This window comes from Ensifer sp. GW101-20A05, assembly GCF_059424735.1.
In genome coordinates this window covers 363686-377847 of record NZ_JBWKZT010000003.1, presented here as the reverse complement: position 1 = coordinate 377847, position 14162 = coordinate 363686, and the positions used below count along the sequence as shown (strand labels likewise).

Sequence of the window (14162 nt, the reverse complement as noted above, 5' to 3'; positions counted from 1 at the left end):
GAAAGCAACGCGCCGGCTCCCAACCGGCAAGGAGAGAAAAGATGACATCGATAGTGACCCGTCGGGCCCTCTGGGGCGCCGGCCTGAGTATCCTTTTGTCTGTCGCCGGCGGTGGTGCCGTCATGCTCGGCCTGCCGCAGCATTTCGAGGCCGACGCTGCAACCGAGACCGCCGCGGCGCCACCTCCGGCCGTGCCGGTCTCGGTGTCGCGGGCGCAGTCCAAGCGTATCACCACCTGGGAGGAATTCTCCGGCCGGCTCGAAGCGATCGAGCGCGTCGAGGTTCGCCCGCGCGTCGGCGGCGCCATTCTCAAGGGGCATTTCCGCGAAGGCGCGCTCGTCAAGCAGGGCGATCTCTTGGTAACGATCGATCCCGAGCCCTATGCCGCGGCCGTCGAACGGGCGAAGGCCCAGGTCGAGGCAGCCGAAGCGCGCGTCGCGCTTGCCAAGATCGAACTCGAGCGCGGCCGCAAGCTGGTGACCACCAGCGCCGTGCCGCAGAGCAGCGTCGACCAGCGCTCCAGCGCCTATGACGAAGCTCAAGCCGAAGTGCGCTCGGCCAAGGCGGCGCTGCGCACCGCCGAACTCGACCTGCAATATACGGAGGTGCGGGCGCCGATTTCCGGCCGCGTCGGCCGGCTCGACGTCACCGCCGGCAACCTGGTCGCCGCAGGCTCTGCCTCGCCGGTGCTGACGACACTCGTCTCGGTCGATCCGATCTATGCGAGCTTCAACGCCAGCGAAGAGGTGGTCACGACCGCACTCGCCAAACTTGCCTCCTCGGCAGGCGGCGACGCGATCGAGCGCCTTCCGGTCCAGGTCGGCACCGCCGCGGACGAGGGCACGCCGATCACGGGCCATATCCAGCTCATCAACAACGAGGTGGATGCGGCAACCGGCACGATCCGGGTGCGTGCAGCGCTCGAAAACGCCGACGGCAAGCTGATCTCTGGCCAGTTCGTCCGCATCCGCATCGGCGAGCCGGATCCCGAGGAAAAGCTCGTTATCAGCGACCGCGCCATCGGCTCCGACCAGGACAAGAAGTTCGTCTTCGTCGTCGGCACCGACAACAAGGTCGAGTATCGCCAGGTGAAACTCGGGCCGAATTCCGATGGTCTGCGGATCGTCGAAAGCGGCCTGAAGTCTGGCGAGAACATCGTCGTCAACGGCCTGCAGCGGGTTCGCCCCGGCGTTGTCGTGGCGCCGCAGCAGGTCGAGGAAACGACTGCCTCGATCGCCAAGTAATCCAGGTGCCTCTTCGCCTGGTGTGAAGAGGCGGCCGGCCTAGGCATCACTCAGCAGACAGCGCCGCGCGGCGACACCTTTCGCCGCGGGACACCCGCCGTCTGCGCGAACTCGTCCCAAGGGGGATACCATGAATTTCTCACGCTTCTTCGTCGACCGCCCGGTCTTCGCGGGCGTTCTTTCGGTCCTGATCTTCGTGGCCGGCCTGATCGGCATGACCGGTCTGCCGATCTCCGAATATCCCGAAGTCGTGCCGCCGCAGATCGTCGTGCGCGCGCAGTATCCGGGCGCCAACCCAGCCGTTATCGCCGAGACGGTGGCGACACCGCTCGAAGAACAGATCAACGGCGTCGAAGGCATGCTCTACATGCAGAGCCAGGCGACCGCCGACGGCCTGATGACTCTGACGGTCACCTTCGAACTCGGCACCGATCCCGATCAGGCCCAGCAGCTCGTGCAGAACCGCGTCTCGCAGGCCGAGCCGCGGTTGCCTGAGGAAGTGCGCCGCCTCGGCGTCACCACCGTCAAGAGCTCGCCAGACCTGACGCTGGTCGTGCACCTGATCTCGCCGAACGGGCAATATGACATCAACTATCTGCGCAACTACGGTGTGCTGAACGTCAAGGATCGGCTGGCCCGCATCGACGGCGTCGGCCAGGTGCAGATCTTCGGCGGCGGCGACTATTCGATGCGCGTCTGGATCGACCCGCAGAAGGCCGCCGAGCGCGGTCTTGCCGCAAGCGACATCGCCAATGCGGTGCGCGGTCAGAACGTCCAGGCGGCCGCCGGCGTCATCGGCGCCTCGCCCTCCGTGCCCGGCCTCGACCTGCAGCTTTCCGTCAACGCTCAAGGCCGTCTGCAGACGCCTGAGGATTTCGCCAACATCGTCGTCAAATCCGGCGCCGAGGGCGAAGTGACCCGCCTTGGCGACGTCGCCCGCGTCGAGATGGGCGCTGCCGACTACTCGCTGCGCTCGCTGCTCGACAACAAGCCAGCGGTCGGCATGGGCATTTTCCAGGCCCCGGGCTCGAACGCGATCCAGATCTCCGAAAACGTGCACAAGGCCATGGCCGAGCTGAAGCTCACCATGCCCGAAGGCGTCGACTACGAGATCGTCTACGATACGACCCAATTCGTGCGCGCCTCGATCGAGTCGGTTATCCATACCCTGCTCGAAGCGATCGCGCTCGTGGTACTTGTCGTCATCATCTTCCTGCAGACCTGGCGCGCCTCGATCATCCCGCTCGTCGCCGTGCCGGTCTCGATCGTCGGCACCTTCGCGGTGATGTATGTCTTCGGCTTCTCGATCAACGCGCTCAGCCTCTTCGGCCTGGTGCTTGCAATCGGCATCGTCGTCGACGACGCGATCGTGGTGGTGGAAAACGTCGAACGCAACATCGAGCAGGGCCTGTCGCCGGTTCAGGCGACCTATCGCGCCATGCAGGAGGTCTCCGGCCCGATCATCGCGATTGCGCTGGTGCTCGTCGCCGTCTTCGTGCCGCTTGCCTTCATCACCGGCCTCACCGGCCAGTTCTATCGCCAGTTCGCGCTGACGATCGCGATCTCGACTGTCATCTCTGCTCTCAACTCGCTGACGCTGTCTCCGGCGCTGGCCGCCCTTCTCTTGAAGGACCATCACGCGCCGAAGGATTGGCTGACGCGGGCGATGGACAAGGCCTTCGGGTGGTTCTTCCGCGGCTTCAACCGCTTCTTCGGGGCAAGCTCGGGGGCCTATGGCCGCGGCGTCGGCCGGATCCTGACGCGCAAGTCGCTGATCATGGTCGTCTATGTCCTGTTGCTCGGCGTCACCTTCACGCTGTTCCGCGCCATCCCCGGCGGCTTCGTGCCGGCCCAGGACAAGCAGTATCTGATCGGCTTCGCCCAGCTTCCGGATGGGGCAACGCTCGACCGCTCGGAAGACGTGATCAAGCGCATGAGCGAGATTGCGCTCAAGCATCCGGGCGTCAAGAACGCCATCGCCTTCCCGGGCCTGTCGATCAACGGCTTCACCAACTCGTCGAACTCCGGCATCGTCTTCGTCGCCCTGAAACCCTTCGAGGAACGCAAGACGCCCGAACTGTCCGGCGGTGCGATCGCCATGCAGCTCAACCAGGAATTCGGCGCGATCCAGGATGCCTTCATCGCCATGTTCCCGCCGCCGCCCGTGCAGGGCCTCGGCACAACAGGCGGTTTCAAGCTGCAGCTCGAGGACAAGAATGGCCTCGGCTACCAGGCGCTCGACGAGGCGACCAAGGCGTTCCTTGCTAAGGCCTATCAGACGCCTGAGCTGGCCGGGCTCTATTCGAGCTTCCAGATCAACGTGCCGCAGCTCTATGCCGACCTCGACCGTGTCAAGGCGCGCCAGCTCGGCGTGGCGGTCACCGACGTCTTCGAGACGCTGCAGATCTACCTGGGCTCGCTCTATGTCAACGACTTCAACGCCTTCGGCCGCACCTACAGCGTGCGCATCCAGGCGGATGCCAACTACCGCAGCCATGCCGACGACATCGGCAAGCTGAAGGTGCGTTCGCAGACCGGCGAGATGATCCCGCTGTCGGCACTGTTGAAGGTCGAGCAGACCGTCGGCGCCGAACGGGCGATCCGCTATAACGGCTTCCTGTCGGCCGACATCAACGGCGGCCCGGCTCCGGGGTTCTCGTCCGGCCAGGCGCAGGCAGCCATCGAGAAGATCGCCGCCGAAACCCTGCCGCCCGGCATCGGCTACGAGTGGACCGATCTCACCTACCAGCAGATCCTGGCCGGCAATTCCGGTATCCTGGTCTTCCCGCTGGCACTGCTGCTGGTCTATCTCGTGCTTGCGGCCCAGTATGAAAGCTTGACGCTACCGATCTCGATCATCCTGATCGTACCAATGGGCATCATGGCGGCGCTGGTGGGCGTCTGGCTGACGGGAGGCGACAACAACGTCTTCACCCAGATCGGCCTGATCGTGCTGGTCGGCCTTTCGGCGAAGAACGCCATCCTGATCGTCGAGTTCGCCCGCGAACTCGAACTGTCGGGCAGCACCCCGGTCAAGGCCGCGATCGAGGCGAGCCGGCTGCGTCTTCGTCCGATCCTGATGACCTCGATGGCCTTCATCATGGGCGTCGTGCCGCTGGTCACGTCCACGGGGGCCGGTGCGGAAATGCGCTCGGCCATGGGTGTCGCGGTCTTTGCCGGCATGATCGGCGTCACCGCCTTCGGCATCTTCATGACGCCGGTCTTCTACGTGCTGATCCGCAAGCTTACCGGCGAGCGGCCTCTGAAGCACGCCGGAGCCCATATCGAAGCGCCGCATCTCGCACCCGGAGAATAGGGCCCTTCTACCCGTTACACTCTTCACGCGGGCCGGATCCATCCCGGCCCGCTGACGCTGCGGCGTCGCGCCTCCGCCCAGGCGCGGCGCCGCATTGCATCCCCGCGTGACAGTTCCCCATCCCGCGTGACAGTTCGCTGGCGATCGGATAAACCAGCAGCCTCCATTCCATTGGCCCCAGCGGCCAAGCAGACGGCATAGCGTTAGATGACCCCCACCGATCCGATCGCCAATCTCGCCACCCTCATTCGCTGCCCCTCTGTCACCCCAGCCGAAGGCGGAGCGCTTTCCGCCCTTGAGGCGATGCTGAAGCCGCTCGGCTTTGCGGTCGATCGCGTGGTGGCGAAGGACGTCGGCACGCCCGATATCGAGAACCTCTATGCCCGGCTCGGAACGGAAGGCCCGCACCTGATGTTCGCCGGCCACACCGACGTCGTGCCCGTCGGCGACGAAGCCGCATGGAGCCACGGCCCGTTCTCGGCCGACATCGCCGGTGATGAGATGTACGGCCGCGGCGCCGTCGACATGAAGGGCGGCATCGCCTGCTTCGTGGCGGCGATCGCCCGCCACATCGAAAAACATGGGCTCCCGAAAGGCTCGGTTTCCTTCCTCATCACCGGTGACGAAGAGGGGCTGGCAATCAATGGCACCACCAAGCTCTTGCAATGGGCGGCCGACAAGGGCGAGCGCTGGGACGCCTGCCTCGTCGGCGAACCGACCAATCCGGACCATCTCGGCGACATGATCAAGATCGGCCGGCGCGGCTCGCTCTCCGGCCGCATCACCGTCAATGGCGTGCAGGGCCATGCCGCCTATCCGCACCTTGCCGACAATCCGGTGCGCGGCATCCTGCAACTGACCCAGGCGCTGATGGATCCGCCCTTCGACAACGGCACCGAGAGTTTCCAGGCATCGAACCTTGAGGTGACGACGATCGATGTCGGCAATGGCGCCGTCAACGTCATTCCGGCCAAGGCGAGTGCCGCCTTCAACATCCGCTTCAACGACACCTGGACGGCGGAAAGCCTGATGGCGGAGATCGTCGCGCGGCTCGACCGTGCCGCAGCCGCCGGCAGCCTGCGCCCGGACCGCGCGCCCGTCCGCTACGAGATCACCTGGGCCGAGCGCCCGAGCCACGTGTTCCTGACGCGCAACAATGCGCTGATCGATTCTCTTTCGGGCGCGGTCGAGGCTGTCACCGGCCGGCAGCCGAAGCTGTCGACCACGGGTGGCACTTCGGATGCGCGCTTCATCAAGGACTATTGCCCGGTGGTCGAATTCGGTCTGGTCGGCCAGACCATGCATATGGTCGACGAGCGCGTCGCCGTCGCCGACCTCGAGACGCTGACGAATATCTATGAAACCTTCATTTTCAGCTGGTTCGGCCATGCCGCTGCTTGATGAGGTGCTTGCCTATATCAAGGGCCTCTGGCTCTTGGCGCAGGGCAAAGAGGAGGGATTCCGCTGGCTGGATTTCAGTGAGAGCGGCCTCTGGCGCTCCTTCACCTCCATGCTCTGGTGCCTGCCGGCGATCGCCGTCACATGGGCGTCCTGGCGGTTCTATTATCTCTCGGCGATGCCTGCCGGAACGACCATCGGCATCGGTTTCATCTTCAAGCTTCTGGTCGTCGATCTCGTCAGTTGGCTGCTGCCGCTGGTGCTGATCGCCACTCTGTCGCGCCCGCTCGGCTTTGCCGGGGCCGTGGTGCCCATCGTCGTCACCACCAACTGGCTCTCCGTCCCGCTTTCCTATGCGATGGCCATTCCCGCCGCCATCCGCCTGATCATTCCGGGAAGCCAGGGCCTGACGAGCCTGATCTGGCTGGCGCTGCTCGTCGTCAGCGTCGCGGTGCTTTTCCGGCTCCTGCGCATGATTACCGGCAGCCAGACCCTGCTTGCCTCGGCGCTGACGGCGCTCTTCCTGCTGCCGTCGATGATGATCGGTGATCTCCTGCAGCGCTTCTTCGGCCTGATCCCGGGCTAGCGCATGTCGCGCAAAAGTGCGCAGCGGTTTTGCGATAACGACATGCGGAATTTCAAGGACTCAAAGCGCGAGCGAATCTGAAGATCGAGACACGCTTGGAGCCCGGGATCAGCCGGCGATCAATAATCCACTTGCAGGAAATAGAGCCCGTCGGGCGGGGCCACGGGGCCACAGGCCTTGCGATCGTGCGCTTCGAGTGCGGCCTGCAGGTCGTCCGGCGTCCACTTCCCCTCGCCCACCAGCTTCAACGAACCGGCAAAGGAGCGGATCTGGTTGTGCAGGAAGCTCTGCGCCGTGGCGCGGATTTCGATGACACCGGCGACGAGCGCGACATCCAGCCGATCGAGGGTGCGCACCGGGCTCGTTGCCTGGCAATGGGCGGAGCGGAACGTGGTGAAGTCATGGTGGCCGACTAGACGTTGCGCGCCTTCGTGCATCGCCGCGTGGTCGAGCGGCTTTGGCACCCACCAGGCGCGCCTGGCTTCTAGCGCCAGCGGCGCCGGCCGGGAAATGATGCGGTAGAGATAGTGCCGGCGCAGCGCCGAGAAACGCGCGTCGAACTCCGGCGACGTTTCCTCGGCTTCGAGGATCGCCACACGCTCACCCGCAAGCCCCAGATGCGCGTTCAGCGCGTTGCGCAGCGTATAGGGCTTCCACGGGCGCGTCAGATCGACATGCATGACCTGGCCACTGGCATGCACGCCGGAATCGGTGCGGCCGGCGCCGCGGATCGAAACGGTCTCGCCGGTCAAGGACAGCACCGCCTTTTCGATCGCCCCTTGCACGGATTGGCCGTTGTCCTGCCGCTGCCAGCCGACATAGTCGGAGCCGTCATATTCGACGGTCAGCTTGAACCGCGGCATCAGCCGACCCTCGTGCCGGACGCGACCGGCGTTCCGCGCAGGAAGTCGGCGGCGCCGAGCGCCTTGCCGCCGGCGCGCTGCAGGCGCGTGAGCCGAACCGCACCCTCGGCGCAGGCAATCGTGAGATTGTCGTCAAGCGCCGTGCCGGGCTCGCCGGCACCCGATGCCGGCTCGGAATTCAGAACCTTGATACGTTCCGGCTTGCCGGCGATTTCGAGCTCGAACCACGCACCCGGGAATGGCGACAGGCCGCGAATATGATCATGCACCTCGCGAGCGCTGCGGGCAAAGTCGATGCGGGTTTCCGCCTTGCTGATCTTCGCCGCATAGACGACGCCCTCGTCGGGCTGCGCGGTCAGCGGCAGATCGCCGGCCGCAAGCTTGGCCATCGCCTCTTTCATCAGCGTCGCACCGACCTGCATCAGCCGGTCGTGCAATTCGCCCGCCGTCATCGTCTCGCCGATCTGGACGGCCTTGGTGAGGGCGACGGGGCCGGTATCGAGCCCCTTGTCCATCTTCATCACCATCATGCCGGTCTCATGATCGCCGGCCATGATGGCGCGCTGGATGGGGGCAGCACCCCGCCAGCGCGGCAGCAGCGAAGCATGGCCGTTGTAGCAGCCGTATTTGGTGCCGGTGAGGATCGCCTCGGGCAGAAGCAGGCCATAGGCGACGACGACGGCGACATCGGCGTCGAAGTCGCGGAAGGTCTGGCGATCCGGCTCGTCCTTGAAGTTGACCGGCGTCAGCACGGGGATGCCGAGCAGCTCGGCCGCCTGGTGCACCGGCGACTTCTGCAGATCGAGCCCGCGTCGGCCGCCCGGCCGCGGCGGCTGCGTATAGGCGGCAACAATCTGGTGGCCAGCCTCGGCAAGCGCCGCCAGCGTCGGCACCGAAAACTCCGGCGTACCCATGAAGATGATGCGAAGTGACAAGGCGGTAACTCCGTCCTTTCAGATCACTTCATGCGGGGAAACAGCGAAATGATCTCATTCTCTGAAACAGGACAACCCCGGGCGGAAAACCGTTTCACGCTTTCCTGGGATTGCTCAGTGGATCCCCGCCCTCAAATCGTGCCATCGCGCGATCTGTTCGCGACCGCTTGCGTGGTCGGCGTCAGATCGCCTTCGCACCGCGCGTCTTGGCGGCCTTGGTGAACTTGCGGATCACCATGTCGCGCTTGAGCTTGGAGATGTGATCGATGAACAGCACGCCGTTCAGGTGATCGATCTCATGCTGCAGGCAGGTGGCGAGCAGGCCATCGGCCTCGATCATCTGTTCCTTGCCGTCACGGTCGAGATGCTTGACGGTGATCGCCGCGGGGCGCTCGACCTCGGCGTAATAGTCCGGGATCGACAGGCAGCCTTCCTCGTAGATCGAACGCTCATCGGACGAAGCAACGATCTCGGGATTGATGAAGACGAGCGGGGTCTTGTCGTCGCCTTCTTTCGAAACGTCGAGCACCAGCATGCGTTTGGCAACGCCGATCTGGATCGCGGCAAGGCCGATGCCGGGCGCGTCATACATGGTTTCGAGCATATCGTCGGCCAGACGGCGGATGTCCGCGTCGATGGTTTCGATCGGCGTGGAAACCTGGCGAAGCACAGGATCGGGAAGGATGATAAGCGGCTTGATCGTCATGCTGCTCCCATAGCCGATCTTTCCACCGGCGTGCAAGAAAATTGCCTTGCCACCCTCAGCGGCCGTTTCCCATGGCCTCGCGTTAACCGCACGGTACAGATGTTCATGTTTTGATCTATAAAACATCCGCGAATCTGTTAGGCTTACACCATGGAACCAGCGCCCATCGACCTTTCCCAGCCATTGTTTTTCATCGGCACTCTGCCGGTCACGCTGGGCCATCTCGCCATCGCCGGCGGCCTGATAGTGGTAGTCGCGCTGCTGATGGCGCTCTCGCGGCGGCGGGATACCCGCGACGAGGAGCGGCAGGAACAGATGGCGATGCTGCTTGCCGCCCAGACGGAGATGCAGGGGCGGGTTGCCGCCATGGCCGAGGTGTTCGGCGCCCGGCAGGCCGAACTCAACCAGTCCCTCAGCCAGCGCATCGACGGCATGACCCATCGGATCGGCACTTCGATCACCGAACAGACCAAGGCGACGCACGAAAACCTCAGGCGGCTGCAGGAGCGCCTGGCGGTCATCGACAATGCCCAGAACAACATCCAGTCGCTGGCCAAGGACATGGCCGGGTTGCAGGCGATCCTTTCAAACAAGCAGACGCGCGGCGCCTTCGGCCAGTCACGCATGGAGGCGATCATCGCCGATGGGCTGCCGATGGGCGCCTTTGAATTTCAGACGACGCTGTCGAACGGCGCACGACCCGACTGCACCATCCGCATGCCGAACGGCCAGCCGGCGCTCGTCATCGACGCGAAATTTCCGCTGGAAGCCTGGAACGCGATGCGGGATGCCCCGAATGCGGAACGCCGCCAACAGATCGCGCAACTCTTCCGCCGCGACATGGAAACCCATGTGCGCGATATCGCCAGCAAATACCTGATCCCCGGAGAGACACAGGACACCGCCTTCCTCTTCGTGCCATCGGAATCGATCTTCGCCGAAATCCACGAGCATTTCGAAGCGATCGTGCAGAAGGCGCATCGCCAGCGGATCGTCATCGTCTCGCCGTCGCTGCTGCTCTTGTCGATCCAGGTGATCCAGGCGATCCTCAAGGATGCGCGCATGCGCGAGCAGGCGCATCTGATCCAGGGTGAAGTAGCCAGGCTGATGGAGGACCTCAGCCGTCTCGACGAGCGCGTGCGCAAGCTTCAGGGCCATTTCGCCATGAGCCAGAAGGACGTCGAGGATATTCTGATTTCGTCCAGCAAGCTCACGCGGCGCGGCGCCAAGATCGAGGCGCTCGAACTTCAAGCCGAAGGCGGGACGCAAGAAGCAAGCGATCCGCGTGCCGCCGTCGACAACCGCGTCGGGCAATTGCGCCTGCGGGTGGTTGACGAGGACTGAGGCTGTCGGGCACTCTCCGGCCCACTTTGCAATCCGACGGGAAATTTTCACATGATCACTGTTTTTGGGTCCATCAACATGGACCTGATCGCCACGACCGCACGCCTTCCGAAGCCGGGCGAGACCGTTGCCGGAACTGGTTTTTCGACCGCCGCCGGCGGCAAGGGCGCAAACCAGGCGCTTGCCGCGCGACGTGCGGGAGCGACAGTTAAGATGGCTGGTGCTGTGGGCAAGGACAGTTTTGCCGATGGCGCGCTGGAACTGCTGAAGGGTGCTGGCACCGACCTCTCCCTGACCAAGACGGTGGAAGAGCCAACCGGCACCGCGCATATCTTGGTCGGCGGTGACGGCGAAAACGTCATCGTCGTCGTCGCCAGTGCCAATGCGACTGTCAATGAGGCCGATGCGGTGAAAGCCGTCGACGGCATGAAGCCCGGCGACACGCTGATGCTGCAGCTCGAAATTCCGGCAGCCTCCGTCGAGAAGGCGCTCAATGTAGCCAAGCAGAAGGGCGTCCGGTCTGTCATCAACATCGCGCCGTTGACCGCGGATGCGGCTCGCCTCGGGCGCATGGCCGATATCGTCATTGCCAATGAGACCGAATTCGAGCTGCTTGCCGGCAGGAGCGGCATCAGCAGCGCGGAACGCGAAGACGCGATGAAGGCGCTTCACGCCGAGACCGGCCAGACGGTCATCGTCACGCTCGGCGCCGAAGGCGTCGTCGCCGTGCACGAAGGCGAGATCCAGCGTGCCAAGGGCCTGAAGATCGAACCGGTCGATACCGTCGGCGCCGGCGACACCTTCTGCGGCTATCTTGCCGCCAGCCTCGACGCCGGCATTGCCTTTCCCGATGCGCTGCGCCGTGCAGCCGTCGCCGGCTCGCTCGCCTGCCTGAAGAGCGGCGCCCAGCCCTCGATCCCGCTTTCCTCGGAAGTGGCGTCGCGTATCTAGATCGCGACAACCTTGGGTCGGACCGACCCGTGATAGGCCAAAGGGCATCTGGTGCGGGCGGAGATCGCCCGCATTTTTCTTGCCGGCTCTCTGCCGCCGCGCGTTTCCAACCGTCTCAAAATCTCCGCTTGCGCAATCCGGACAGCCGATGTCGCGGAGATAAAACTCCGCGCGCAATTTTATCAAAGCAACAGGTAAAACAGCGTCCGCGTTGGGCCTATTTTAAGAATCTCCAGTCTATTCAGGAGCCTGAGAAGGCCGGTCGAAGCGATCTGGTTGCCTCCAACATGCCGGTCGGCATCTGACGCTCCATGATGGAGTTCACCCCCATTGCGAAATGCGTCCACCGCAGGCGAGAGCCGGCGGACCTCCCAGCACGTGAGGATTTCATGTTCAAGTTCCAAGCCAAATCGCTGGCGACCAAACTGATCGCGGTGACAGGCGGCACGATTGCACTTGTCCTGCTCGCCTCGAATTTCGTTCTCATCTCCCAGACCCAGGATCGCGTCGAAACGCTGGTCCTTGAACAGGCAAACGGTGAAGCCCGCGCGATCGCCTCCGACATCGCCGGCGACGTCGGCGAGCTTGCGAGCGCTGCCCGCTCGATGGCCGGCGTTCTCGGCCGGGCACATGCGGAAAAGTCGATGGAGCGCACCGGGGTGATCAATATCCTGAGGGCGAACCTCGAGCAGAACCCCTTCGCCTTCGGCAGCTGGTTCGCGGAAGAGCCCAAGGCCTTCGACGGCCGCCAGGAAGATGTCGTCAACAATAAGGAACTGGGCGGCAACGAGCTCGGCATCTTCACGCCCTACTGGTCGAAGACCCGGAACAACGAAATCCAGTACTCCACCTTCAAGGCCGATTATCCGGCGGAGTGGTATGCGCTCGCGGCAAAGAGCGGCAAGGGCGCGATCACCCAGCCCTATACTGCCGAGGGTACCGACATTCCGACCGCGATGAGCTCGATCGCCTATCCCGTTATGTCAGGCGGCAAGCTGATCGGCGTCTCCGGCGTCGACATTTCACTCGCCTCGCTGGCCGAGGGTCTGGCGAAGTTGAAGCCGTTCGAAACCGGCCGCGTCTACCTGCTGTCGCAGAGCGGCAAGTGGCTCGTCGCGCCGATCCCGGAACTGCTGCTCAAAGCCTATGACGGCGAAGGCAACGACATCGTCAAGAATGCGCTTGATTCCGGCAAGCCTGGCGTCATTTCCAACCTTTCCTATGACGGCAACGAACCCTTCGACCGCCTCGTCTATCCCTTCGCGCTTTCAGGCGTGAACACCAGCTGGGTCGTGCTCGTCGACGTGCCGCGCGCCGCGATCAATGCCCCGGTCAAGGACCAGACCTACATGATGATCGTCGGCGGCCTGGTCGTGCTCGGCGCCGTTCTGCTCGGTCTCTATCTCGCCGTCCGCGGCTTCGTGCAGAAGCCTCTCGCCGCCCTCGTGAACGACGTCAAAGGACTCAGCCACGGCGACTATACCAAGGCGATCGCCGGCCAGGATCGCTCCGACGAAACCGGCGAAGTCGCCAAGGCACTCGAGGGCTTCCGCCACCAGCTTGCCGACACCAAGCGCCTGGAAGGCGAAGCCCGCCATGAGCGCGAACAGGCCGAGCGCGAACGCGGCCGGTCGGAAACCGAGCGTGCCGAGAGCAGCGCCTTGCAGCGCGACATCGTCGCCCGCCTCGGCAAGGGCCTGTCCCATCTCTCGTCCGGCGATCTCGCGTTCCGCATCACCGACGAGTTCCCGGGCGAATATGCCCAGCTCAAGCGCGACTTCAACGCGACGATGGAAAGCCTCGAAGCGACGATCCGCACCGTCAACCATTCGGTCGTCAACATCGGCAACGGCACGAGCGAAATCAGCAGCGCCGCCAACGACCTGTCGCACCGCACCGAACAGCAGGCGGCGAGCCTCGAAGAAACGGCAGCAGCCCTCGACGAGCTGACCTCGCAGGTCAACGCCAGCGCCGAAAACGCCAAGGTCGCCGCGAAGTCGGTGGAAGTGGCCAGCAGCGATGCCGGACAGTCGGGCGAAGTGGTACAGAAGGCCATCGCCGCGATGAAGGGCATCGAGCAGTCGTCGCACGAGGTCAGCCGCATCATCGGCGTCATCGACGAAATCGCCTTCCAGACCAACCTTCTGGCGCTCAACGCCGGCGTCGAAGCGGCCCGCGCGGGCGAAGCCGGCAAGGGTTTTGCCGTCGTCGCCCAGGAAGTACGCGAGCTTGCCCAGCGCTCCGCCAATGCCGCCAAGGAGATCAAGACGCTGATCAACACTTCGGCCGGCCAGGTGCGCGAAGGTGTCGACCTCGTCGGCAAGGCGGGCGGCGCGCTCGAAAAGATCGCCGAGCAGGTGGTGCAGATCAACGGCCTCATCCGCCAGATCTCGAGCTCGGCCTCCGAGCAGGCCGTCGGCCTCAAGGAGATCAACTCGGCCGTCAACCAGATGGACCAGGTGACCCAGCAGAACGCCGCCATGGTCGAGGAGACGACGGCCGCCGGCATGGCGCTCAACGAAGAGGCCCGCACGCTCAACGCCCTGGTTGCCCGCTTCCGCGTCGCCCAGTCCTCGACGTCGGCCCAGCCTACCTCGTCGGAGATGCTGCGTGGCACCGCCGAACGCATGCGTGCGGCCGAACGCCCGGCACCGGCACCTGCCCGCGAGGCGCGGCCGGCTCCGGCAGCAAGCCCGGCACGAAGCAGCTACTCGGCTTCAACGCAGCGGGTGCTCACCCAGACCTCGGGCGCCAACGCGCTTGCCCAGGACAATTGGGAAGAGTTCTGATCAACAGATCGAGAAAAGAAACGGCGCCTC

General features: G+C 64.3%; 10 protein-coding genes. 7 read left to right on the top strand and 3 right to left on the bottom strand.

All coding sequences use genetic code 11. The annotated features are described in order from the left end of the window. The first annotated feature begins 41 nt into the window (after window positions 1–41). From AC070A_RS11040 to AC070A_RS11025, 4 genes are all read left to right on the top strand, one after another. Window positions 42–1244 (top strand): efflux RND transporter periplasmic adaptor subunit, encoded by a 1203-nt coding sequence (locus AC070A_RS11040; protein WP_057248036.1) that lies wholly within the window; start codon window positions 42–44, stop codon window positions 1242–1244. A 130-nt stretch (window positions 1245–1374) separates the two neighbouring features. Further along, the gene (locus tag AC070A_RS11035; RefSeq protein WP_057248035.1) at window positions 1375–4560 is read left to right on the top strand and encodes an efflux RND transporter permease subunit; all 3186 of its coding nucleotides are present in this window, start codon (window positions 1375–1377) and stop codon (window positions 4558–4560) included. Window positions 4561–4767: 207 nt separating this feature from the next. Further along, window positions 4768–5961 carry a succinyl-diaminopimelate desuccinylase gene (gene dapE, locus AC070A_RS11030; protein ID WP_492384467.1) on the top strand — a complete coding sequence of 398 codons (1194 nt, stop codon included), beginning with the start codon at window positions 4768–4770 and terminating at the stop codon, window positions 5959–5961. Further along, window positions 5948–6544, top strand: coding sequence for a hypothetical protein (locus AC070A_RS11025; RefSeq protein WP_057248033.1), 597 nt, complete (start codon window positions 5948–5950; stop codon window positions 6542–6544). Before dapE ends, AC070A_RS11025 begins: the two co-directional genes overlap by 14 nt. Before the next feature lie 119 nt (window positions 6545–6663). Here AC070A_RS11025 and truA read toward each other — a convergent pair whose 3' ends face one another. From truA to def, 3 genes are all read right to left on the bottom strand, one after another. Beyond that, on the bottom strand, window positions 6664–7407 hold the full coding sequence (truA, locus tag AC070A_RS11020; RefSeq protein WP_113479354.1) for a tRNA pseudouridine(38-40) synthase TruA: 744 nt from the start codon (window positions 7405–7407) through the stop codon (window positions 6664–6666). Further along, window positions 7407–8342 carry a methionyl-tRNA formyltransferase gene (gene fmt / locus AC070A_RS11015; protein ID WP_113479353.1) on the bottom strand — a complete coding sequence of 312 codons (936 nt, stop codon included), beginning with the start codon at window positions 8340–8342 and terminating at the stop codon, window positions 7407–7409. The genes truA and fmt overlap by 1 nt, the downstream gene beginning before the upstream one ends. 181 nt (window positions 8343–8523) lie before the next feature. Then, the gene (gene def / locus AC070A_RS11010) at window positions 8524–9048 is read right to left on the bottom strand and encodes a peptide deformylase (RefSeq protein ID WP_057248030.1); all 525 of its coding nucleotides are present in this window, start codon (window positions 9046–9048) and stop codon (window positions 8524–8526) included. 150 nt (window positions 9049–9198) lie between these two features. Between def and AC070A_RS11005 the strand changes: the two genes are divergently transcribed. From AC070A_RS11005 to AC070A_RS10995, 3 genes are all read left to right on the top strand, one after another. After that, window positions 9199–10392: a DNA recombination protein RmuC gene (locus tag AC070A_RS11005; protein ID WP_057248029.1), complete on the top strand. Its 1194-nt coding sequence runs from the start codon at window positions 9199–9201 to the stop codon at window positions 10390–10392. Window positions 10393–10443: 51 nt separating this feature from the next. Further along, window positions 10444–11343 carry a ribokinase gene (locus AC070A_RS11000; protein WP_057248028.1) on the top strand — a complete coding sequence of 300 codons (900 nt, stop codon included), beginning with the start codon at window positions 10444–10446 and terminating at the stop codon, window positions 11341–11343. 389 nt (window positions 11344–11732) lie between these two features. After that, on the top strand, window positions 11733–14132 hold the full coding sequence (locus AC070A_RS10995; RefSeq protein ID WP_057248027.1) for a methyl-accepting chemotaxis protein: 2400 nt from the start codon (window positions 11733–11735) through the stop codon (window positions 14130–14132). Window positions 14133–14162 lie beyond the last annotated feature (30 nt).